The sequence below is a fragment of the Streptomyces paludis genome (assembly GCF_003344965.1).
Taxonomy (GTDB): domain Bacteria; phylum Actinomycetota; class Actinomycetes; order Streptomycetales; family Streptomycetaceae; genus Streptomyces; species Streptomyces paludis.
On the sequence record NZ_CP031194.1, the window covers coordinates 1,075,024 to 1,098,243 of the forward strand.

Below are 23,220 nucleotides of genomic sequence, written 5' to 3' on the forward strand. Positions count from 1 at the left end.
CTCCCTGTTCCATGAAGTGCCGGGTGCACCGGCCCGCGCGGCAACTGACCGCGCGGGCCGGCACACAGGCCGTGCGTGTGGTCAGGCCACGTTGGTGGCGCACGGGCTGGAGCATGTGCTGCCGCAGCCGTCGTCGGTCAGGTTGATCAGCGTCGCCTGTCCGTCACCGGACTCCAGGACGCTGATGTCGAGGTCGAAATCGTCGTGCTCCATGTGCTTTCTCCTTCTGAGGGTGCGCGGCCGCGAGCGAGCCGCTGGGGGGGTTGCCACTCTGGGTGGCTCCGGCACGGATAAGGACACCGCGCCGGAATACGTGGGTGGTGCCGACGGCCGGGTCCTGTCCGGGACGCGGACAGCAGTCACACGGCTAACGGGCGGTTGGGGCAGGAGCCGATGACATGGAGTACGGAGACGGCGTAGTCCAGCGGCTCCGCCAACGGCGAGTCCCCGACAAAGTCGGCATGTCCCCAGAACGTTCGTGGCAACGCTGCCACGTCGGCTATCTGCTCAACTCCGCGCCCTGCGCGTCTTCGTCCTCCACGAAGGACTCACGTCACCTCGAAAGCAAGTGTTCGACGGTTCGGTCGGCAGCGAGCTTCTCCGCCGAGTCTTCGTCCGAGCGCATCTCGAACCACACGTCCTTGCCGCCCGTCTCGTTCGGCGCGGCGCCCCAGTCGTCGGCCAGGTTCTCCACGTACGTAAGTCCGCGTCCGCTCTCGGCTCCCCAGTCCGGCTCGCGGCGTACGGGCAACCGCGCACTGGTGTCGCTGACGACGACGCGGATGCCGGACGGACAACGCTGAAGAACGAGCAGGCAGTTCGGCGATTCGGTGTGCTTGACGACATTCGTCAGCAGCTCCTGAACGCAGTACACGGCGTCGTCCACCAACGGGTCGAAGCCCCAGCGCCGGACGTACGCGCCGACGATTCGGCGGACGCCCGCGAGTATCCACGGACGGACGGTCAGCTGCTGCCTGTACTGCGTGGTGTCTGCCTCTGCCATGACGATCATGGCTCCTCCAGCGCGCTGGATCGGCGCATCGCGAACGGATAGACGCTCAGTCAACTCATGAGCACCTTCTGTGATGAAGAACAGAGTGGACCCGCCCCACCGGGATTCGCAAGCCGAGAATCTCCAAAATTGCAGATTCCACCAAACTGGTTTAGCACTCCGGCATATGACGGGGAGTGATGTGGTCCATACTGACGGTCCACATGTTTGGAGGGGGCCCAGGTGTCAAACCATCCACGCCCAACTGTCCGGCGCCGCAAGGTCGGTAATGAACTCAAGCGGCTGCGTGAAGCGGCCGGCATCAAGATGGACGTAGCCGCGGAGCGCATCGGCGGGGACAGGTCCAAGATCTCCCGGCAGGAGAACGGCCGTCAGGGCGTCTCCAAACTGGAGATGGAAGCCCTGCTCGACCTCTACCAGGTCGCGGACCAGAAGATCAGGACCGCGTTGACCGCCTTGGCGCGGGAAGGGCGCCGCAAGGGCTGGTGGGCTCCGTACATCGCCATACTCCCCGAGACTTTCCAGGAGTACTTGACCATCGAGTCCGACGCTGCCCGGATCCAGACCTTCCAGCCACTGCTGGTACCGGGGCTGCTCCAGACACCTGAGTACGCGACGGAGTCCATCCGGTCCGTGGAGAAGACGGCCACGGAAGACGAGGTCCAGTCCTTCGTCTCCGTACGCATGGGCCGTCAGGACATCTTCCGCCGGGACAATCCGCCGCAGTACATCTGCGTTCTCGACGAGGCGGTGCTTCGGCGTGAGATCGGCGGCCCGGCGGTGATGGCCGCCCAGCTCCGGAAGCTGATCGACGTCAACAGCCCGCCCAGGCTGACGATTCAGATCATCCCGTTCGGCCAGGGCTGGCACGCCGGCCTCGACGGCCCGTTCAGCCTCAATGCGTATCCCGATCCCATGGATCTTGACATCGTCAATCTGGACTATCTCGACGGAGCGCTGTATCTGGAGGAGAATCGGACTGCCGAGCGGTACCAGCTAGCCTTTGACGAACTTCGTGCCGCCGCGCTGGCGTCGCGGCAGTCGATGGACCTGATCTCGCAGGCAGCGCGGGATTTCGAGCAGAGAACGTAGAGGCAGGCACCTCAGATGACGCGGCACACCCTCCCCTCCGACGCGTGGCGGAAGTCCTCCTACAGCCCCGACAACGGAGGCGCCTGCGTCGAGAAACAGGTGACCGCAGACGGCCTTGTAGCCATCGGCGACAGCAAGGACCGCGCCCTGGGTGCCCACACCTTCGATCCGGCCCCCTGGCAGACGTTCGTCGAAGCCATACGCTCCGACGTGCTCTGACGCGCCGGAGCCGGCCTTCGCGGAAATCCGGGTGCGCGGTTGCCCTACTCGGGTCCCGGCCGGGTCGCGGGCAGGAGGACGGCGCGGTCGGGCGCGTCAGGCGTGTGGGCGATCGGGTCGTCGTCCTCGTGCCAGTGGATGACGAAGCGTTCGCCCGCGCGGTACGCGTCGAGGCCGGCGCGGCAGTACGCGACGATGTCGTCCGGGAGCGCGGACAGTGGGTGCCAGGACAGTCCGGAGCACTTGTGCGGCTCGCGGTTGACGGGCTCGCCGCCCGCGCCGTACGCCGCTTCGAAGAACCAGCCGATACGGGGACTGCCCGCCGGGCCGCGGTGCTGCATGACCAGGGCGACGCGCAGGTCGTCGGGGGTGAGTGAGAGGCCGATCTCCTCGGCCGCCTCCCGGATCATGGCCGTACGGACGTCCTCGCCTGATTCCACGTGCCCGGAGGGGCCGTTGAGCAGGCCGTCCGCGTATCCGGTGCCGGAGCGGCGGGCGAGCAGCACCTCGTCGCCCCGGCGCAGGATCAGATGGACGTCGACGACCTCGCGGTGGCGCCGGGGCGGGGCGAGCGCCGCGATCAGCGCGTACCGCTCGTCGTCGACCGGGCGGCCCCAGAGCGCCGGGTCCGCCGAGAGCCGTTCGTGGTGGACGCGCTCGGTGAACGGGGCGAGCGCGGCGGTGAGCCGGGCGGCGGGCAGTCCCGTACCGGACCAGACGCCTTCGACCAGGACGAGCCGGCCGCCGGGGCGCAGCAGCGTGGCCCAGTGGCGCAGCGCCGCCTCGGGGTCGGGCAGCGCCCAGAGCACATGCCGGGCCAGCACGACGTCGAACGCCCCCGCCGCCACGGGCGGGCGCGCCGCGTCGCCGACCAGCACCCGGGCCGTGGCACCGGCGGCGGCCGCCAGCTTCGCGCGCGCCAGCGCGGCCATCCGGGGCGACCGGTCGACGGCCGTCACCCGGTGCCCCGCCTCGGCGGCGAGCAGCGCGAGACTGCCCGTACCGCACCCGAGGTCCAGCACCGCCCCGGCCGTCTCCGGCAGCCACCCCGCCAGTCGCCCGGCCCAGGCCGCCCGGACCCCGGGGTCCCGCAGGCCGTGGTCCGGCTCCTCGTCGAAGGTGTCGGCGGCCTCGTCCCAGTCGATCGTGGTCATCCCCCGATGCTGCCATCCCCCACTGACAACGCGGGGCGGGTCGCGGTGACGACCGTGGCGTACAGCTCCTCGGAGCGGTACACCCGGGGGGTCAGTCCGTCGGCGGTGACGACGGCGACGGCCCGGGCGGTCTGGCGGGTGCTCGTCTCGAAGAGGAGGTGGCCGCCCGGTGCCAGCCAGTCGCGGGCCCCGGCGGTGACGCGGCGCAGTACGTCGAGGCCGTCGGCGCCGCCGTCCAGGGCCACCCGGGCCTCGTGGACGCGGGCTTCCGGGGGCAGCAGGCCCATCTCCTCGGTGGGTACGTACGGGACGTTGGCCAGCAGGAGGCCGACGCGCCCGCGCAGCGCGGCGGGCAGGGGCGCGTAGAGGTCGCCCTCGTGGACCGTGCCGCCACCGGCGGCGGCGACATTGCGCCGGGCGCACCGTACCGCCGCGGGGTCGATGTCCGCGGCGTGCAGTTCGATGCCCTCGCAGACGGTGGCCAGCGCCGCGCCCAGCGCGCCGGAGCCGCAGCAGAGGTCCACGACGACGGTGCCGGGGCGGGCGAGGAGCGCCGCCCGCTCGACAAGGAATTCGGTACGGCGGCGGGGCACGAAGACCCCCGGGTCCACGGCCATCCGCAGGCCGCGGAACTCCGCCCAGCCGAGGACGTGTTCCAGGGGCAGTCCCCCGGCGCGCCGCTCCACCAGGCCGTCGAGGGCGGCCGGTGTCGCCGCGGCGGCGAGCAGCAGCCGCGCCTCGTCCTCGGCGAAGACGCAGCCGGCGGCGCGGAGTCTGGCCACGACACCGGGAAACGGCGCGGCGGAGAGGGAGGAGGGAGGGGGAAGCGGAACTGCCATGCGAGTGAGCCTTTCGGGATGCCCAGGGCACTCCCGGCGGCCACTCGTGTCCCTTATTCCCCAGGGATCGCGCGGCCGTACGGAGGGAGCACCCGACCTGCTACAGCGGTGATGGGTCTCGCCTCCTTCGGCCGGTACGTATGCGGTGCGCCTGCGCGGCGCACGGCGGGGTGGTGCTGGACGGTACGTACGCGCACCTTACCTGAGCGGCCTCTTAGCCTCACCTTAAGCCGACCATAAGGATCGCCCTCACCCCCTCTCAACAGGCTTTTGAGGGGTTCGGAGCGGCTAGCTTGCTGATCGCCGGAGCGGCACGGGGGCGGGGAGGCCGCCGGTCGCTCCGGCGGATTCCCGCCGTCCGCTCCGAAGGAGAACCAGTTCATGACCGCTCGCCGTACGGCCACCGGGATCGTCGTCCTCGGGCTCGCCCCGCTCGCGCTGACCGGTCTGACCGCCGCCCCCGCCGCCGCCCACGGGTCGATGACGGACCCGGTCAGCCGGGTCGCCGCGTGCTTCGCCGAGGGGCCGGAGAACCCGCGGTCGGAGGCGTGCAAGGCCGCGATCGCGGCGAGCGGTACGCAGGCGTTCTACGACTGGAACGAGGTCAACATCGCCGACGCCGCCGGGAACCACCGGCAGCTGATCCCGGACGGAAAGCTGTGCGGCGCGGGCCGGGACAAGTACAAGGGGCTCGATCTGGCGCGCGCCGACTGGCCGTCGTCCCCCATGGCGCCGGGCGACCGTACCTTCCGCTACAAGGCCACGGCGCCGCACCGGGGTTCGTTCGAGCTGTACCTCACCAAGGACGGGTACGACCCGACGCGCCCGCTGAAGTGGTCGGATCTGGAGGAGCGGCCGTTCCTGAAGGTCAGTGACCCGAAGCTGGAGGACGGCGCGTACGTGTTCAACGGTGTCGTCCCGAACAGGTCGGGCCGCCATCTCCTCTACTCGATCTGGCAGCGCTCGGACAGCCCCGAGGCGTTCTACACCTGCTCCGACGTGGTCTTCGGCCAGAACGGCGGCGGTACGGGCGGCGGTGGTACGGGCGGCGCCGGTACATCCCCCGCCGCGCCGCCGGCCGCCGCGCCGCCCGCCTCGGCGCCCAGCGACCGGACGATCGAGGAGGGCGCGGAGAAGTCCACCGTCGACCACGGCGGACACGGCGGCGAGGGCGGGGAGGACGGTCACGGCGGAGACGGTACGGAGGCGCCGCGGCCCCCGGCGGAGACCGCCGCGCCCGCGCCCGCCCCCACGCCCACCCCCACCGCGCCCGCGCCCGCCACCACCGAGCCCAACGCCCCCGAGGCCAAGGCCGCCGGCGCCCCGGTCGAGCGGGCGTCCGACGGCCGGCGGGAGAACCTCGCCGAGACGGGGGCCGGCGACAGCACCTCGTACTACGCGATCGGCGGCACGGCGGCCCTCGCCGTCGGCGCGGCGGTGATGTTCGGCACGGCCCGGCGCAGGGTGGTCCGGCACCGCGCCTGACCGCGCGTGCGCCTGACCACGAATGCTCCTGACCGGGCGTCAGCCGATCACCGACAGGCAGGTCGTCGGCGTGGCCCGGGCCGGATCGAGCGCGTTGGCGACCTCGTGGAAGGCGATCCGGTCGATCAGACCGATCGCCGCGTGCTCGGACAGATCGACCGCGCACAGGTCCTGGAGCAGCACATTGCGTACGTCGGGGCCGGTCAGGAACTGTGTGCGGTACGGCGTGACCACCTCGTCGTACCGTGTCGCGATCACCGTGTAGCGCACCCCGGGGACGGTGTCCCCGCCCGCGTTGAGCTTGGTCAGAAAGGCGGACCCGGCGATCTGGTCGGCCAGCGCCGGGGTCTTCGTGCTCAGCAGGGCCCCGGCGCCGGGGAAGTACGCCAGCAGCTTGGTCAGTCCGAGCAGGGTGGTGCCGCGGTTGCTGGGGGCGATGCCGACCAGGGCGTTCACCTTGGCCGCCCCGCCGAGGAACTTCAGGTAGTAGCGGGGCATCATGCCGCCCTGGGAGTGGCCGACGATGTCCGCCTTCGCCGCGCCGGTGGCCGCGAGGACCTTGTCGACGTACGTGGCGAGCTGGGCGGCGGAGGCGTCGATGGGACCGAGCCCGTTGAAGAAGGGCACGCCCGGGAGCTGGCCGTAGTCGAGCGCGAAGACGCAGTAGCCACGGTTCACCAAGTACGGCGCGAGACCGAGCCAGTTGTCGACGGAGTTCGCGAACGTGCCGTGGACGAGTACGACCGGGCGGGGATGGGCGGCCGAGGGCTTGCAGGAGAAGTCGTTCCACCCGCGACTCGACGCGGCGGAAACAGAAGCGGAAGCGGAAGCGGATGTGGAAGCGGAAACGGAGGGGGATTCAGCGGGGGATGCGGAAGTGGTCGCGGCCACGGCGGGGGTGACGGTGACCGTGGCGGCCAGCAGCAGCGCGGACAGGGTGCCGAGCGCGCGTCTCCAGGGCAGCATCAGGCGATCTCCTTGCGGCTCAAGGGTGAAAGCGATGACTGTCAGCCCTGTGGTCCGGACCACATTTTTGGCTGTACTCAGTCAAGTTACGCACGGGTAGGGCGGCGAAGGGAAGTTACGCGCCGGTAAAACCCGTACGGAAAAACACGGTTGACCCCGCCCCTCCTCACGCGGCCGACCGGCTCAGCGTCCCCGGCACGATCGCCCGCGGCCCGAACCTCGCCCGCGCGCGGTCCGCCACCTCCTCGATCCGCCGCGCCCGCTCGTCCACCGGGTCGAACGTCAGCTGCCGCGCGGCCCGGCCGGCCGGGGTCAGCCCCTCCGCGCGGACCGCGAAGGCCCGGACCCGCGCGCGTTGCAGCCCGAGCGATTCATGGATCCGGTACACGGCGGCGGCGAGCGCGGCCGAGTGCGCGGTCGGCTCGCGCAGCGCGCGCGTACGGCTGGTCGCGGACCGGTCCGCGTACCGCGCGGTGAGGGTCAGCGAGCGGCACACCTGGTCCGTACCGCGCATCAGGGTGCCCAGTTCCTCGGTGATCGAGAGCAGTGCGCGCCGGTGCAGATCATGGTCCAACTCATCGCGTGGAAAGCCCCGTTCGGCGGCGACCGAGCGGGCGGCGGCGTCCGGGACGACCTTCGTACGGTCGATCCCGCGCGCCTTCTCGTACAGCTCGCGGCCCGCCCGTACCCCCGCGATCCGCTGGAGCGTCGACAGCGGTACGGCCGCCGTCCGCCCGACGGTGTCGAGTCCGTACGAGCGCAGTGTGCGGGCCGTCGCGGCGCCGATCCCGGGCAGCGCGCCGACCGCGCGCGGCGCCAGGAACTCCCGTACCGCGCGCTCGTCGTCCGCCACCGCGCACGTCGTCCCGGGTACGGCCGCCCGCGCGGCCATCCTCGCCAGCATCGGGGTACCGGCCACCCCGATCGCGCAGCCGGCGCCGAGGTGCGCGAGCGCCCGTACCCGCAGGACGGCGGCGATCCCGGTGGCGTCCTGCCCGAAGTACCGCCGCGCGCCGCGCACATCGAGGAGCGCGGCATCGGGCGGCAGCGCCTGGACGACGGGGCTGATGTCCTCGGCCAGCCCGAGGAGCGCCGGCAGCGCGGACGGGGACGGCGGCGCTTCGGCGGCGCCGCTGCCCGCGAGCCGTATACAGAGGATCATCCCGCGCTCCCCGGGCTGGAGTGCCACAGCTTCCGGCCGGTCGGGACGCCCTCGCCGGGCGGCTTGAGGTCCGCCCACGGGTTCAGCTCGAAGCCAGTGGACAGCCGGATACGCCGACCACCGTCGCCAGAACCGGAATCGGCACCGGCACCGGCACCGGCACCGGCACCGGCACCGGCATCGGCGCCGGGCTCTGAACCGGAACCTGAACCGGAACCGGAATCCGCCCCGGAAGCAGCACCCGGAGCGCCCGGAGCACCCAGCGCCGCCGCCACCGCCTCCAGACCGCCCGTCCTCCGCAGCTCCACCAGCTCCGCCAGATTCCAGGCCGCCGCGCCTACCACGCTCAGACTGCGCGGCCCCCGCCGCTGCACCACCCCGCGCACCAGCAACAGCCACGAGTGGAAGACCGTGTGCGCGCACGCCTCGTGGCTGTCGTCGAAGAAGGCGAGGTCGACCAGGCCCGTGCCGTCGTCCAGCGTGGTGAAGATGACCCGCTTGCCGGAGCGGATCGGCGGGGTCTGGGTCGCCACCTTGGCGCCGGCGACCAGGACCGTACGGCCGTGCGCCGCCGCCCCCAGCCGTTTGGCCGAAATCGCACCCAGCTCCGCCAGGAAGTCATGGTGGTCCGCCATCAGATGCCGGGACGCGTCCATGCCGAGGACGCCCAGCTCGGCACTGAGCCGTTCCGCGTCCCCCAGATCGGGCAGCCCGGCGGGGGCCGTCCGCCGCCCGCCCTCCAGCGGAAGCTGATCGCCGTACCCGCCGCCCGCGCCCCGCCCCGCACCGCCACGTCCCGTCGTGCCACGCCGGACCACCCGCTGAGCGCCGTGCAGCTCGGACAGATGCAGCAGCAGATCCCGCCGGTTCGCGCCGAACATGTCCAACGCGCCCACCTGCGCCAGCCGTTCGGCGACAGGACGGCCCGGGGCCGCCCGCTGCCAGAAGTCGCGCAGCGAGGAGTACGGCTGCCCGGCCTCGATCCGCGCCGCCTCGGCCCCGCTGATGCCGTGGACGTCGAGGAGCGCCAGCCGCACCCCCCACACACCTCCACCCTCACCCTCACCTTCAGACACCAGTTCGATTCGATGAGTGGCGCGCGACCGGTTCACATCCAGCGGCAGCACCGGCACCCCCCGCCGCCGCGCGTCCGCCAGCAGCAGCCGCTTCGGGTACATCCCCGGATCGTGCGTCAGCAGCCCGGCGTAGAAGGCCGCCGGATAGTGCGCTTTCAGCCATGCCGATTGGTAGGTCGGCACGGCGAACGCCACGGCGTGCGCCTTGCAGAAGCCGTACGAGCCGAACGCCTCGATGATCTCCCACGTACGCGCGACGACCTCGGGCGCGTACCCGCGCCGCTCGGTCCGCTGTGCGAACCAGGCCCGGATCCGCCCCTGCGACTCCGGATCGGACAGCCCGCGCCGTACACGATCGGCCTCCTCCCGGCCGCAGCCCGTCATGATGTCGACCATCCGGATGATCTGCTCGTGGAAGACAACCACCCCGTACGTCTCGCGCAGCGGCTCCACCAGGTCCGGGTGCGGACAGCGGACCGGCGCCCTGCCGTGCCGGGCCTCGATGAACGGCCGCACCATGTCCGCCGCCACCGGCCCCGGCCGGAAGAGCGAGATATCGACCACCAGATCGTGGAAGGTGGCGGGCTGGAGCCGGCCGACCAGATCGCGCTGGCCGGGCGACTCGATCTGGAAGCAGCCCAGTGTCTGCGCCGATCCGATCAGCCGGTAGGTCGCGGGGTCGCCCTCCGGGACCCGCGCCGGATCGTCGATGTCCACCCGCTCCCCGGTGGCGCGGGCGATCTCGGCGACCGCGTGCGCCATCGCCGACTGCATCCGTACGCCCAGCACATCGAGTTTGAGCAGCCCCAGCTCCTCGACGTCCTCCTTGTCGAACTGGGACATCGGGAAGTGCTCGCCGCTGGTCGGCACCACCGGGGTACGGCGCAGCAGCGAGGCGTCCGAGAGGAGCACCCCGCACGGGTGCATGGCGACCCCGCGCGGCAGCGCGTCCAGCGCCTCGACCAGCTCCCAGAGCCGGTCGTACCGCCGGCCGCCCCGGCCCGACTCGGCGGCCAGCGCGCGCAGTTCGGGCAGTTCGGCCAGGGCCGTACGGGCGTCGCGGGCGCGGATGTGCGGGAACGCCTTGGCGATCCGGTCGATCTCGGCCGGGTCCATGGAGAGGGCCGCGCCCACGTCCCGTACGGCGTGCCGCACCCGGTAGGTCTCGGGCATGGCGACGGCCGCGACCCGCTCCGGGCCGAAGCGGTCGAGGATCGCGCGGTAGACCTCCAGTCTCCGCGCGGACTCGACGTCGATGTCGATGTCGGGCAGCCCGGGGCGCCGGGTGGAGAGGAACCGTTCCATCAGCAGCCCGTGCGCGACCGGGTCGGCGTGCGCGATCCCCAGCAGATGGTTGACCAGCGAGCCGGCGCCGGAGCCGCGCGCGGCGACGCGGATCCCCATGTCCCTTATATCGTCGACGACTTGGGCGACCGTGAGGAAGTACGGGGCGAAGTGCATCCGGTCGATCGTGCGCAGCTCGGCGTCCATCCGCGCCCAGTACTCCCGGTGGTCGCGGCGCCGGTCGTAACCGCGCAGCACCATGCCGGCGGCGGCGCGCGAGCGCAGTACCCGGGCGGCGGTACGGCGGTCCGCGCCGACCAGCCGGGGCTCGGGAAAGTGGGCCGAGCCGAACCCGAGGTCGTCCTCCGGGTCGACCAGACAGCCGGCGGCGGTCTCCTCGGTCAGGGCGAGCAGCCGGTGCGCGGTGTCCCGGCGGAAACCGGCCGCCTCGGCGACCAGCTCGGCGGTACGGGCCATCGCGGCGGGGTCCTTCAGCCAGCGCTCGCCGCTGTCCAGGCCCCGGCGCGGATCGACCGGGACCAGCAGCCGGGCCGCGTCGAGGACATCGGCGACCGGGCCCTGTCCGGGGTCGGCGTAGCGCACGGCGTTGCTGAGCACCGCGCGTACGCCCTGGTCGGTGGCGAAACCGAGGGTACGGGCGGCATGCCGCAGCGAGCCGGGACCGTTACGGGTACCGGGGCCGGAGCCGTTGCCGTTGCTGTTGCTGTTGCTGTTGCGGGTGCCATTGCCGGGGCCGCCACCCGCACCCGCGCCGTCACCCGTACGTCCGTGGTGCACGACCTCCAGCCGCAGGGCGTCGCCGTACCGCTCCCGCCAGGGCGCCAGCAGCCGGGCGGCCCGGTCGGGGCGGCCCGCCGCGAGGGCGCGGCCGGTCTCGGAGTCCGGGCCGAGGAGGACGGTCACCCCCGCGCCGTGGTTGTCGGACCAGGGCAGCAGTGGGCCGCCCTCGCCCGCCGCGTGCGCGGTGGAGACGAGCCGGCACAGCTCCGCCCAGCCCGTCGCACCGGCCCGGGCGAGAAAGAGCGCGCGGGGCGCGGACTCGTCGACAAAGGCGCCGCCGCGCACGGGGGTGCGCCGGTGCACGGTGGTACGGGACGGTCCCGCGCGGAGCGAATCGGCCCGCGCCGACTCCGCCCGTACCGCTCCTTCCGCCCCTTCCACCGCGAGATCCACCCCGAAGATCGGGCGCACCCCGTGCCCCGCGCACGCCTTGGCGAAGCGGACGGCGCCCGCGAGGGTGTCACGGTCGGTCAGCGCGAGCGCGTCCATCCCCCGCACGGCGGCGCGCTCCGCGAGCCGCTCCGGGTGGCTGGCCCCGTACCGCGCCGAGAATCCGGAGACGGTACGCAGATGCGTAAAGCCGGGCAAGCCGGGCATCCGTACCTCCTGGATTCCTGGATCAGTCCGTTCTCACCCCCCTCGTCTCCACACCATAGACCACTTCTCGAACATGCGTACGATTACTTACGGTGACCAGAACGCGGCCGAGCCCGGGCCCGCCTGTCGGAAAACAGGCGGGCCCGGGCTCGGTGCGGGTCGGTCGTGCTGCTACTGGTCGTGCTGCTACTGGTTGCTGCCCTGGCGGGAAGAGCCGTGGCCGTTGCCATTGCCGTTCCCGTTGCGGTTGCCGTTCGCGTTCTCATTCGCGTTCTCGTTGCCGACCGCGTCACCGACCGCGTCGCCGGCATCCCCGACCGCGTCCCCGGCCGCATCGCCGATGGCGTCACCAGCGCCGACACCCGCGTTGGCCGCACCCGCGTCACCGGCGTTACCGGCGCCCGCGTTGGCCGCACCGGCCTGGTCGCCGCCCGCGCCCGCGTTGGCCGCGCCCGCGTCGCCGTTGCCGTTACCCGCACCCGCGTTGCCGTTACCCGCGCCCGCGTTGCCGTTACCCGCGCCCGCTCCCGCGTCGCCCACCAGCTCCGCGCCGACCGCCGCCAGCGCCGTCGTCACCGGCTGGAAGAACGTCTCGCCGCCCACGGTGCAGTTACCGCTGCCGCCCGAGGTCAGCCCGAGCGCGAGGTCGTCCGCGAAGAGCGAGCCGCCGCTGTCGCCGGGCTCGGCGCAGACGGAGGTCTGGATCAGGCCGTTGACGATGTCACCGTTGCCGTAGTTCACCGTGGCGTTGAGCCCGGTGACCTGGCCGTCGGAGACCTGGGTGGTCGAGCCGCTGCGGACGACCTGCTGTCCCACGACCGCCTCGGCCACCTGCGAGATCGCCTGGACGTTGCCGTTGAAGAGGTTGACGTCGCTCGGCGGCTGGGTGGCCTCGTCGTCGTACTTGACCAGGCCGAAGTCACCCACCGGGAAGACGGAGGCGACGGTCGTGCCGATCTGGTTGCCGTCGGCGTCGGCCCACGTCTGGATGTCCTCGGTGCAGTGACCGGCGGTCAGGAAGTGCGGCGCGCCGTCCTTGACCACGTTGAAGCCGAGCGAGCAGCGCGCGCCGCCGCCCAGGATCGCGTCACCACCGGAGACGAAGGTCTTGAACTCCCCCGCCGTCTTCTTGAGTTCGGCCTTGCCCGCGAGCGTGTTCACCACCGCGCTGAGCTTCTCCCACGCGTCACCCGTGACCGTACGGTCGGCCGTGACGACCACCTTGTTGGTGACCGGGTCGGTCGTCCAGGACGTGCCCGGGATGGTCGCCCGGTCGGTCAGGGTCTGCCGGGCCGCCGTCAGCTGGGCGGTGGTGTTCTGGACGATTCTGGCCTTGCCGCCCGCCTGACGGACCGCCGCGGCGGCCTGCTCGTCGACGACGTTCATCACGAGGGACTTCGAAGCGGCCTCGTAGTACCAGCCGGCCGCGCTCTCGCCCAGGTTCCCGTTGAGCGTGGCCGCGAGCGCACCGGCCCCCGTCGCCGTCAGCGTCTTCAGCTCGGACTGAGGCTTGTCCTCGCTGGCGTTCGCGTTCTGGAGCGTGACACCCGCGATCGCCAGCGCCACCACGGCACCGCCCGCCATGGTCACACGCTTCTTGGATATACGCCGATGACTCAAGGTCAACCTCCTGTGGGGCCCGTGCCGGTGGCCTGTGGGGTGCCTGACACGGATGGTGAGGCCGCCCACTATTGCGAGCCCTGCCAACCGAACACAAGGTCGCTTTCCGGACGTTCGCGCGCCGAGAGGTGTTACCGCGAGAACATCCTCAACTCCGCTGGTCAGAGCGGGATTCCCCGGCCACCGAAAAGCGAAATCATGGGCCGGAACAACCCCCTGAGAGGTCTAGACCTGTCCTGAAAGTGCGCTACGTATGAAGTGCTTATTTTGTTCACGTTCAGCGATGTGACCTTACGGATCGGGGTCCGAGCCGGGACAATCATCGTGAAACCGGGCCCGCACACCGGTGATTTCGGCCGGTCGGGTACGAAGCACAAGGAAAGGGGCACGGGTTGCGACGTCGGGTGCGCGCGGCGGACGGGCGGCATCTGATGGTCGAGCGTCTGGGGGATCCGCGCGGCAGACCTGTCTTCCTGCTGCACGGCACGCCGGGCAGCAGGCTCGGGCCTGCCCCGCGCGGCATGGTGCTCTACCAGCGGGGGATGCAGCTGATCGCCTACGACCGTCCCGGATACGGCGGTTCGGACCGGCTCGAAGGGCGCAGTGTCGCCGATGTGGCCCAGGACGTGACGACGATCGCCGATGCCCTCGGGCTCGAACGGTTCGCCGTCGCCGGCCGCTCCGGCGGCGCTCCGCACGCCCTGGCCTGCGCGGCGCTGCTGCCCGACCGGGTGACCCGGACGGCCGCGCTGGTCACCCTCGCGCCGTGGGACGCGGTCGGGCTCGACTGGTTCGAGGGCATGGCCGCCTCCAACGTCCGGGAGTACACCACCGCGCACCAGGATCCGGCGGGGGTGGCGGCCCGGCTGATCCCGCGCGCCGCCGCCATCCGGGAGAACCCGGTGCGACTCCTGGACGATCTGCGCCTGGAGCTGACCGATTCCGACCGCATGGTGGTCTCCGATGCCGGGGTCAGAACGATGCTGCTGCGCAACTACCAGGAGGCGCTGCGCGGTTCGGCGTACGGCTGGATCGACGACGCGGTCGCCTTCGCCAGCCCCTGGGGGTTCGACCCGGCCGACATCCGGGGTCCGGTGCTGCTGTGGCACGGCGAGAAGGACGTTTTCTCGCCGGTCGGCCACTCGCGCTGGCTCGCGGAGCGCATCCCGGGCGCGACGGCCGTCCTGGAACCGGCCGCCGCGCACTTCGACGCCCTGCACGCGCTGCCCCGCATCCTGACCTGGCTGCTGGACGACTGAGACACCGGCGCGCAACCGGCGCGTACGCACGGTGGGTTGGCACCCCGCGCACCCACGGCGGGCGCCGCCCTCTCCCGAAAGGGGGCGGCAACCGTCACACCTGGCCGCGCCCCGTCACACCGCCAGCGGCTCCAGATCCCGGTAGACCCGCCGGTCGTCCCGCGCGAACCGGGTCAGTGTGTGGTCCTCGCCCAGCAGCCGTACCAGCTCCTCGACGGTGTCCACCCGCAGCTGCGCCGCGTCGCCCTTGCGCCCCAGCGCGCCCAGCGTGACGCACATGTTGGAGGCGATGGCGAGCGTCTCGGGGTGGTGCGCGCCCAGCGCCACCCGCAGCCCCGCGACCGCGCCCCGCTCGGTGACCAGCGCCTCGTCCAGCTCGCCCAGGTCCGCCTGCGCGCTGGCCAGCGCGACCGTGCAGAAGAGTGTGTGCGGATGCTCGTCCCCCAGCACCTCCCGCATCAACCGCAGCGTGGGCCGCAGCAGTTGCTCCGCCAGCTCGGGCGCGCCACAGCCCCAGTGGTAGATGCCGAGGTTGTTGATCGCGGCAAGGGTGTACGGGTGGTGCTCCCCCGGCACCCGCCGGTACTGGTCCACGACCTCCTGCGCCAGATCCCGCGCGGCGACCGGCTCGCCGGCGGCGAAATGGTCGGCCGCGAGATTCAGATCGCAGGAAAGTGAGTCGGGAGTGGCCTCCGATCCGTATTTGGTCCGGTAGCGCTTGCAGGTCGCGGTGGTCAGCCGGCGCGCGTCCTCCAGCCGGTCCGCCCGGCGCAGGGAGACGGCCAGGCTCTTGGCCGCCGCGAGGGTGCCGGGGAAGAGAGGTCCGAGGTGTTCCTTGTAGAGGCCGTACGTCCGGCTGAGCAGGTTGACCGAGTCCTCGTACCGGCCGATGTCCCGCAGATCGCGCGCCAGGTTGACCGCGGAGGCGAGGGTGTGCGGGTGGTTCGGGCCGAGGACGGCGGTCCTGCGGTCGAAGATGTCCTGGTCCGTCTCGCGCGCCTCGGTGTGCCGGCCGACCATCCGCAGGGCCAGCGCGCGGTTGTTGGCCGCGGCCAGGGTCCGCGGGTGGGACTCGTGGAAGATCCCGCTGAACCCCTCGTGCGCCTCGGTCGACAGCTCCATCGCCTTGGTGTACTCGCCGAGCGTCATGAAGTCGGTGGCCAGCCCGCTGGTGGTCATGTACGTGTGCGGGTGGGTGGGGCCGAGCACCCTGCGCTGCCGCGCCAGGGTCTCCTCGTCCAGCTCCCGCGCCTCCACGTAACGGCCCAGGGAGCGGTAGATGTTGGAGAGGTGGAAGCGCAGATACAGATACTGCGGGTCGTTGTTGCCGAGCGTCTCGCGCCACTCGTCGCGCAGCTCCCCGGCGAGTTCGAAGGCGGCCGGCCAGTCGCCGCGCTTCCACAGGTAGCGCACCCGGTCGATCATCAGCCGGCGGGTCTCGGGCCGGCGGCAGAAGCCGGCCTCGGAGACATCAAGATGCGGCCAGATCGTGGCGAACCGCTCCCAGGTGGCGGGGTTGTCGATCGGCTCGTCGCCGTCGGGCCGGGCGCCCGCGAGGATACGGTGCACGGCGTGCCGGGCGTCGCGCTGCTCCTGCTCGGTGAGCTGCGCGCGGATGATCGCCTGCACCAGCCGGTGCACCTGGATGCTGTTGCCGACCTGGTCCACCTTGGCCAGCGCGAACCGGCCGATCTCGCGGATGACCCGGCCGAGCACCAGGGTCTCCTGGAGGGAGACGTCGTAGGGCTTCAGCTCCTCGATCATCTCCTTGCTGTAGAGGAGGTTCGCGGAGATCGGCTCGGGCGCGAAGAAGGCACAGAGCTGGAGCAGCCGTACGGCGGCGGGCGAGCGCTCCTTGAGCCGCTCGATGGAGATGTTCCAGGTCGCGGCGACCGGTTCGGGGTAGCCGGCGGGCTGGTTGAGCGCGAGCACGCTGGGCGCCTGCTGCGCGAGCTGGTCCAGATACTCGGAGACGGGGGTGGCGGTCTCGGCGATCCAGGCCGCGGCCTGTTCGACGGCGAGCGGCAGATCCCCGACGGCGGTGGCGACCTTGTCGGCGTCCACGGCGGAGAGTCCGGGCGCGCGCCGCTGGAGATGCTCGACGGACTCCTCGCGCAGGAAGACATCGACGGGCAGGGCGTCGCCGTACTGCGACCAGCTCTGGTTGCGGGAGGTGACCAGGACATGGCCGGGGCCGCCCGGCGGGAAGAAGCGCTGGAGCTGCTCGGGGTCGTCGGCGTTGTCGAAGACCAGCAGCCAGCGCGGCGACGGCACCCCGCGCCGCAGCAGGTCGATGGCCTCCTGGGAGGCCGACGCGATGTCGTCGCCGCCCTGCGCCCCGAGCCGTACGGCCAGTTCGGCGAGGCCGGCGACCACATCGGCGACCCGCTCGGAGGAGATCCACCAGACCAGGTCGTAGTCGGCCATGAAGCGGTGGACGTACTCCAGCGCCACCTGTGTCTTGCCGATCCCGCCGAGCCCGTAGAGCGTCTGGGGCTGCGGGAGGACGACGGTCATTCCGCCGCCGAGCTGGTCGCGCATCCGCTCCAGTACGAGGGAGCGCCCGGTGAAGCCGGGGTTGCGGGCGGGCGCGTTCCAGATCTTGGGCACGGTGCCGGGGAAGCGCGGTCCGGGCGCGACGGAGTCCGCGAGCTGTACGTGCCGGTCCAGCGCGCGCAGCAGCATGGCTGTGGCGTGCGGCTCGTCCAGCCGGAAGAGGTCCACCGGGTTGAGGTCGATGTACGGGGCGGTGAGCCGGATGTCGCCGACCCGGACGGGGATCACCTGGCGCCGGGCGCCGCCCGGGTCCTCGGCCACGGCGCGCGACCACACCTCCACGGCCCGCGCGGACTTGAGGTAGGCGGCGGAGAGCAGGACGACGGTACGGACGGGGGGCTCGCCGCGGCGCAGCGAGAGCCCGGCGCCGCCGATCGTGTCGCCGGAGCCCCCGTATCCGCCGGAACCGCCGTACCCGCCGGAATTCCCGTATCCGCCGGAGCCGCCGAGGCCCCCGCCCCCGGAGCCGCCGAGGCCCGTGGAATCCCCGTACCCGCCGTATCCGCCGGCCGTGCCCACCGGTTCGGCGGCGACATCGCGCGGTACGACCCGGAACCCGGCCCGGGTGAGCACGGATTCGATCCAGTCGGCCCACATCCGGTTCTCGGCGACATAGCTGAGCTGGAGGTCGGCGGGCAGGGTGGGGCGGCGCCGGGTGAAGGCGTCCTTGATCCGCAGCCGGGACTCCTCGCCGACCGCGGGCATCGCGGTGATGGCGCCCTCGGTGACATAGCCGGTGAGCCGTTCGAACGCGGAGAGCAGGGAGTTGCTCAGCCCCGGCGCGTCACCGAAGGTCGCGAGGGTCTCCTCGTACGCGTAGTAGGGGCGGTACGGGATCTCCACCGCGCCCCAGTAGGCGGTGAGGCTCTCCCCGGCGAGGCCGCTGGGGAAGCGGTCGAACTTCACCCGGGCCAGCGCGCGGCCCGCGTCGGCCTTCTCCTTCTCGCCCTCGTCGATGCGCATCGGTACGGGGAAGATCCTGATGCCCCGGCCGCCGTAGCGCTCGTCGATCTGGCGGGCCACCGCGGCGGCGCCGTCGATGGACTGGTCGCTGAGGGTGAAGCAGTCGACGAGGACATCGGGGAGATGGACGGTGCAGATGTCGGCGATGTCGCTGAGCCCGGTCCTGCTGTCGATGAGGACGTAGTCGTAGTGGGCCTTCATGTCGTCGCGCAGCGCGTCGAAGAAGTGCCCGCCGCCGAGCCGGTCGTAGAAGTTGTCCCAGTCGAAGGTGGAGACGGTCGCGGAGTACTCGCGGTTCTGCCGCCCCGCGGAGACGAAGTCGAGGGTGCCGCCCTCGGGGAAGTCCCAGCCGAGATGGACCGGGGTGAGGGAGACGGCGTGCGGCTGGACGCGCGCGTAGTCGCGGTGCCAGTCGTCGGGGCGGTCCACGGGGCTGGTCGCGGCCCACGCGTACTCGGTGATCAGATCGATGACACCGGTGGTGGCGGCGAGGGTGGCGGGGTCCAGGAAGGGGTGGAAGAACCGGTGCAGCCCGGGGGCCTCCAGGTCCCAGTCGACGGCCAGCACCCGCTGCCCGTTGGCGGCGAGGATCCAGGCCGTGTTGGCCAGGGCCATGGTGCGGCCCGTACCGCCCTTGTACGAGTAGAAGGTGACGATGCGTCCGTCACGACGTGCTGTCATCCGTGTCCTCCGCATCGGGCGCCAGGTCGTGCGTCTGGGGAACATAGTGCGTCGTGGCGTACTCGGCGGCCATGGGGCCTCGCAGCCGGGGCCGTTCCATGGGGGTGCCGCCGGCCGGCGGGTAGACCGTAGCGTGTCTCAGGTACTGCTGGGCGGCGGCTTCGACGACCTGGGGCAGGAGCTGGCCGAACGCCTCCATGCTGGGGACGCCCCGGGCGGCGGCCCGGGAGGCGGTGCGGCCCTGTCCCGTCTTCTTCGGCATGGTGCGCTCCAGCCGCTCGCTGAGTTCGGCCTCCGCCTCCCGGCTCTGCTGGTCCGTACGGTTCCACGGGACGACGACGCTCACCCAGGGCCGGTGCTCGGCGTCGAACGCGGCGAGGCGCTTGCGCTGCTCCTCGTCGTGCAGGGCCCACCGGTCGACCAGCAGGATCTCCGGTCTGCCGGGCTCCTGCTTGCCCTCGTGCGGTATGGCCACCTCGTCGAACGAGACGATGTCCGCCTGGTAGTTGAGCGAGCGCACCAGGTCCCGGGCGACATAGGCCAGCGGCCGGGCGGAGTCGGGGTGGTACGGGTTCCAGTCCTGGGCCATGGAGCCGTAGTAGTGCGGGGTACGGCCCTCGGGCAGATCGTGGCGGGTGGGCGCGGCCACGGTGACCTGCATGGGGCGCGGTCCGCCGTTGGTGCCGAAGGCGCTGGGCGCGTTGCGGTAGTCGACGGGGCGCCCGGGGGCTATCGCGGCGGTGTCGGCGACGTTGACGATCCGTTTGGCGAGTTCGTAGACGGCCCGCTCGTACTCCCGCTCGAAGATACGGAGTTTGACCAGTCCGTAGAGTCCGTCGGTGACGTAGCGGTCGCCGAAGTCCCGGTGGTTGAACTGCAACCGCTCGGCGGGTCCCGGCAGTTGCTGGGGCGGTACGGGCACCCAGAGGGCCGGGACGATCGCTTCGGCGCTGGTGTTGTTCTTGGCCTGCTCGTAGATGACGCGCTGGGCGAAGGCGAACCACTCCTTGCCGCACATCTCGCTGGCGAAGTAGCGCGGCGAGAACAGCGGTACGAACACCCGGCAGGTGGCGAGGACTTCGGCGAGCCGCTCCGACCAGCCCTCGCCGGAGCGCATGTCCCGGTCGATGAAGCCGGCCTGGGCCCCGGCCGGGAGATCGGTCATGGCCATCACATGGCCGCACAGATCGCGGAAGAGCTTCTCCACCCACATGTCCGGATCGGGTCCCCCGGGTCCGTTCCGCGGTGTGTGCGCATAGCTGAGGAAGAAATACGGCCGATGGTCAGCCGCTCTCCGCTGCGATGACGCGTGCACACGACCCCCGTCCTGTGAGCACCCGCTTCCCTGTGTCTCCGAGGCAGCGAGCAAATTAATCATTCCGGAGCCGAACGGCCTTCTTCCCCCGACCTCCGGTCATTCAACGTCGCTTTTCGGCCATCCAACGTTCGGCGTGCGTGACCGCGTCCCGGATCGTGAACAGTCTTGTGACCGTTCCTCCCAGTTGTCCCTTCCGCTCCAGACCCCACGGGAAATCCGCGCCGATCGCCTCGAAATCGCTGTCGTCGAGGCTGACATCCTCATATTCCACCCAACGCGGCGTCCCGTCCGCCGCTTTCACCACACAGCGATAAGAACGCTGCTTGCCGTCCCGGCGGTATTCGGCGAGATGGAATGCGGTGCACGCGGCGAAACCCACATTGATCAGCAGCACCCGCGCGTCCGCCGCCTCCAGCGCGCCGAGCGGCGAGTCCGGTCCCAGATGGCTGTCGAGCGGGTGCCGGGCCATCAGTTCGGCGGCCCGCGCCCCGACCGCCGCGAAGGAGGACTGCGGATGCGCGCTGCGTACGGCGCCCTCGGCGGTCCGTACGGACTCCGCGAGCCGGCCCATCGACAGACACGGGGTGCGCGCCGGGTCGAAGGCGGGCATCCGGGAGCGGAAGACCGCGGCCTCGCGCCGGGTCATCCCCCGGACCCGGGCGAAGTGGGCGGCCGAGGTGTCGGAGTTCTCCTCCGTGAAGGCCGGGACGACCAGGGTGCCGTCCGGGCCCAGCGCTCTCAGCAGCGCGTCGCGCACCGTGTCGGGGGCCAGCCCGGTGGCGCGCAGGGAGGCGTGCACGAGCAGCGGAGCGCCGGGCGTGACCCCGAGCGCCGCCAGCTCGCGCGCCAGTGCGCCGGTCGGATCCTCGTCAGACATGGTCGGCCTCTTCTCTGAGGGCGGTCAGCAGGCTCTTGCCGCCGACGGTGAGTTCGGCCGCGTCCGCCATGGTGTCCAGGGCCCGCAGGGCCTGGTCCCGGTGGACGGGGTGGTGGGGCTCGTACGCGGCGAGTCCGACCCGTTCGTCCGCGCCGGCCAGCAGCGCCGACAGCGGGACCGGGCGCTCCGCCCAGGGCGCCGGGCGCGTCCACTCGCCGTCCAGCGCGTACAGGTCGGCGACCTCGGTGCGCGCCCGCAGCCGGGCCCGGCGGAAGCCGCGCAGCAGCGCCCGTGCCAGCGCGTCGGCGTCGCCCCGGACGGGGACGCCCAGCGCGCCGTAGCCGTGCCCGCGGACAGGGCCCGGTGGGCCGGTCGCCGCCAGGGGCGTCAGGGTGGTCAGCGCGTCGGCGGCCTCGGCGGCCTGCGCGGGCACCCGCTCCCTGAGCAGCCCCCAGGCCGCCGCCAGCCGGCCGCTCCAGTCGGCCGCCGCCGCCTCGTCGAGCCCCGGGTGGACGGGCGCGCCGAAGCAGTCGCGGTACGGGTCGAGGTCGTCCAGCGCGAGATCCGGGGCGCCGTCGCGGCCCAGCCGGCGCACCGGCCGCCACGCCGGGGTGGGCTCGTCGGGCCGTACGATCCGGTGCTCCGCGCCCGCCGTCCGCACCACGAAGCCCTTCTCGGCAACGCGCACTTCGGCCTCCCCGTGCTCGCCGGGCCCGCCGAGGCGCAGCGCGCCCAGGGTGGGCAGGAGGAGCGCGCCGTCCCGGTAGCCGACCCGTACGGGGGTGTCCACGGAGCCCCGGACCGCCGCCGCCGCGAGCAGCGGCGCGACGGCGCGGGCTGCGCGGGCGGGGGCGCCGGGCCGCTCCGCGCGGACGGCGGCGACGGAGTCGACGATCAGGGTGCGGGCGTACGGGTGGGCGAGGAGGTCGTCGAGGCCGTCGGAGCACGCCTCGACGGTGCCCGCCAGCTCCCACGCCTCCTGCCAGGCGGCGCCGCCCCGGCCGTCGAGCGCGGCGTGCAGTTCGGCGAGGAGCGAGCGGGTCAGCTCCTGCTGGGCGTAGAGCAGTTCGCCGGGGTCGGTGACGGCGGGCGGGACGGTGGCCGCCGCCGTACGGGCCTCGATGCCGCGGATCAGCGCGGCGAGATCGGCGCAGTAGACGGAGGGGTTGTCGAAGCCGGTCCCCGCGTTCCCGGAGCCGGCACCGTCCGCCGTGTCGGCGGACCGGTAGCGGTGGGTGTAGAGCCCGCCGCCGCAGGAGCGGACGACCGGGCAGCTCCGGCAGGTCTCGCTCACCCCGGCCAGCCCGAGCTGTCTGCTCCGTACCCCCGGATGGGCGGCGACCTCGTCGAAGGCGTGCGCGAACACGTCGAACCCGGTGGCCGCCGCGCCCTCGTAGGCGCTCTTGAGCGAGTCGACCTGCTCCAGGGTGCCGTCGGTCTCCACGACGACCAGGTCGGTGGGGGCGAGCCCGAGCGACTCGGTGAGGCTCGGGCCGCCGGCGAGGGTGGAGAGGACCGACTCGAAGAGCCGTACGGGCATCGGCCGGCCCCCGGCGTCCCAGCGGTCGAAGACGGCCAGCAGCCAGTCGGCGTAGGCGGTCGGGGAGCCGTCCGGGCGCGGCGGCGGATCGTCCCAGGTGGCGTGGGGCAGCAGGAAGTCGATCCGGGGCGGGTCGAGCGCGGCGAGCGCGTCGTACACGGCGAGCGGGTCGTTGGCCGCGTCGACGGTGCACAGGAGCCCGAGGTCGAGCGGGCGGTAGCGGTCCTCGCGCAGCAGCTCGACGGCCTTGAGGACCCGGGAGTGGCTGCTGCGTCCGTCGGCGTAGCGGCGGTGCCGGTCGTTGGCCGCGCGGTCGCCGTCGAGGGAGATACCCACCTTGACGCCGAACTCGGCGAAGAGGTCGAGATAGCGGGGGCTGAGCTGGAGCCCGTTGGTGTGGATGCGCAGATCGAGTTCGGCGACGGGGGCGAGGGCCCGGGTCAGCTCCTCGCAGACGCGGCGCAGCCGGGCGGGCCCGGCGAGCAGGGGCTCCCCTCCGTGCAGGATCACTGACACGGAGGGCAGGGCGTGCGCCTCGGCATGTTCGGCCAGTCGGACCGCGGTCCGGTGAATCGCTTCGTCGGAAATCGTCCGGGGGCGGGTGCGCCAGCTCTGATCCGCGTGTTCGTAGATGTAGCAGTGGTCACACGCGAGATCACATCTGCTGTGGACTTTCAGGACGATCTCGCGAAAAGGGACCAGGGGTCCTGTCATCGCCC

At 72.1% G+C, this 23,220-nt stretch carries 16 protein-coding genes; 4 read left to right on the top strand and 12 right to left on the bottom strand.

Annotated features, from left to right (window positions below; genetic code table 11):
* Positions 1–81: 81 nt before the first annotated feature.
* Both DVK44_RS04655 and DVK44_RS04660 read right to left on the bottom strand, forming a co-directional pair.
* On the bottom strand, positions 82–213 hold the full coding sequence (locus tag DVK44_RS04655; protein WP_114658459.1) for an FxLD family lanthipeptide: 132 nt from the start codon (positions 211–213) through the stop codon (positions 82–84).
* 340 nt (positions 214–553) lie between these two features.
* A complete protein-coding gene (locus tag DVK44_RS04660; RefSeq protein WP_162793662.1) occupies positions 554–1,003 on the bottom strand; it encodes an ATP-binding protein in 450 nt (149 codons plus the stop codon).
* A 231-nt stretch (positions 1,004–1,234) separates the two neighbouring features.
* Between DVK44_RS04660 and DVK44_RS04665 the strand changes: the two genes are divergently transcribed.
* On the top strand, positions 1,235–2,104 hold the full coding sequence (locus DVK44_RS04665; RefSeq protein WP_228446990.1) for a helix-turn-helix domain-containing protein: 870 nt from the start codon (positions 1,235–1,237) through the stop codon (positions 2,102–2,104).
* Between the two features lie 15 nt (positions 2,105–2,119).
* Positions 2,120–2,323 carry a DUF397 domain-containing protein gene (locus DVK44_RS04670; RefSeq protein WP_114658462.1) on the top strand — a complete coding sequence of 68 codons (204 nt, stop codon included), beginning with the start codon at positions 2,120–2,122 and terminating at the stop codon, positions 2,321–2,323.
* Between the two features lie 44 nt (positions 2,324–2,367).
* Here the strand turns inward: DVK44_RS04670 and DVK44_RS04675 are convergent, their stop codons facing one another.
* Together DVK44_RS04675 and DVK44_RS04680 are read right to left on the bottom strand one after the other, a co-directional pair.
* The gene (locus DVK44_RS04675) at positions 2,368–3,477 is read right to left on the bottom strand and encodes a methyltransferase domain-containing protein (RefSeq protein ID WP_114658463.1); all 1,110 of its coding nucleotides are present in this window, start codon (positions 3,475–3,477) and stop codon (positions 2,368–2,370) included.
* Positions 3,474–4,316 carry a putative protein N(5)-glutamine methyltransferase gene (locus DVK44_RS04680; protein ID WP_114658464.1) on the bottom strand — a complete coding sequence of 281 codons (843 nt, stop codon included), beginning with the start codon at positions 4,314–4,316 and terminating at the stop codon, positions 3,474–3,476. Before DVK44_RS04680 ends, DVK44_RS04675 begins: the two co-directional genes overlap by 4 nt.
* Before the next feature lie 381 nt (positions 4,317–4,697).
* Here DVK44_RS04680 and DVK44_RS04685 point away from each other — a divergent pair, with 381 nt between their 5' ends.
* Positions 4,698–5,801, top strand: a complete 1,104-nt coding sequence (locus DVK44_RS04685) for a lytic polysaccharide monooxygenase auxiliary activity family 9 protein (RefSeq protein ID WP_114658465.1) — start codon at positions 4,698–4,700, stop codon at positions 5,799–5,801.
* A 39-nt stretch (positions 5,802–5,840) separates the two neighbouring features.
* Here DVK44_RS04685 and DVK44_RS04690 read toward each other — a convergent pair whose 3' ends face one another.
* From DVK44_RS04690 to DVK44_RS04705, 4 genes are all read right to left on the bottom strand, one after another.
* A complete protein-coding gene (locus DVK44_RS04690) occupies positions 5,841–6,767 on the bottom strand; it encodes an esterase/lipase family protein (RefSeq protein WP_114658466.1) in 927 nt (308 codons plus the stop codon).
* A gap of 166 nt (positions 6,768–6,933) precedes the next feature.
* Complete coding sequence (locus tag DVK44_RS04695) at positions 6,934–7,929, bottom strand: DNA polymerase Y family protein (protein ID WP_114664902.1); 996 nt, start codon at positions 7,927–7,929, stop codon at positions 6,934–6,936.
* Positions 7,926–11,687: a DNA polymerase III subunit alpha gene (locus tag DVK44_RS04700; protein ID WP_228446991.1), complete on the bottom strand. Its 3,762-nt coding sequence runs from the start codon at positions 11,685–11,687 to the stop codon at positions 7,926–7,928. The genes DVK44_RS04695 and DVK44_RS04700 overlap by 4 nt, the downstream gene beginning before the upstream one ends.
* 186 nt (positions 11,688–11,873) lie before the next feature.
* Positions 11,874–13,307, bottom strand: coding sequence for a S1 family peptidase (locus DVK44_RS04705; protein WP_114658467.1), 1,434 nt, complete (start codon positions 13,305–13,307; stop codon positions 11,874–11,876).
* A gap of 392 nt (positions 13,308–13,699) precedes the next feature.
* Here DVK44_RS04705 and DVK44_RS04710 point away from each other — a divergent pair, with 392 nt between their 5' ends.
* Positions 13,700–14,566: an alpha/beta fold hydrolase gene (locus tag DVK44_RS04710; protein ID WP_114658468.1), complete on the top strand. Its 867-nt coding sequence runs from the start codon at positions 13,700–13,702 to the stop codon at positions 14,564–14,566.
* A 114-nt stretch (positions 14,567–14,680) separates the two neighbouring features.
* Here DVK44_RS04710 and fxsT read toward each other — a convergent pair whose 3' ends face one another.
* Genes fxsT through fxsBH form a run of 4 tightly spaced genes read right to left on the bottom strand, consistent with a single transcriptional unit; the run spans position 14,681 to position 23,215 of the window.
* The gene (gene fxsT / locus DVK44_RS04715) at positions 14,681–18,766 is read right to left on the bottom strand and encodes an FxSxx-COOH system tetratricopeptide repeat protein (protein ID WP_114658469.1); all 4,086 of its coding nucleotides are present in this window, start codon (positions 18,764–18,766) and stop codon (positions 14,681–14,683) included.
* The gene (gene fsxC / locus DVK44_RS04720) at positions 18,750–20,144 is read right to left on the bottom strand and encodes an FxsC protein (RefSeq protein ID WP_114658470.1); all 1,395 of its coding nucleotides are present in this window, start codon (positions 20,142–20,144) and stop codon (positions 18,750–18,752) included. The genes fxsT and fsxC overlap by 17 nt, the downstream gene beginning before the upstream one ends.
* A 40-nt stretch (positions 20,145–20,184) precedes the next feature.
* On the bottom strand, positions 20,185–20,961 hold the full coding sequence (locus tag DVK44_RS04725) for an aminoglycoside N(3)-acetyltransferase (RefSeq protein WP_114658471.1): 777 nt from the start codon (positions 20,959–20,961) through the stop codon (positions 20,185–20,187).
* Positions 20,954–23,215 (bottom strand): radical SAM/SPASM protein FxsBH, inactivated beta-hydroxylase extension form, encoded by a 2,262-nt coding sequence (gene fxsBH / locus DVK44_RS04730; protein ID WP_181957402.1) that lies wholly within the window; start codon positions 23,213–23,215, stop codon positions 20,954–20,956. Before fxsBH ends, DVK44_RS04725 begins: the two co-directional genes overlap by 8 nt.
* Between the last annotated feature and the right edge of the window lie 5 nt (positions 23,216–23,220).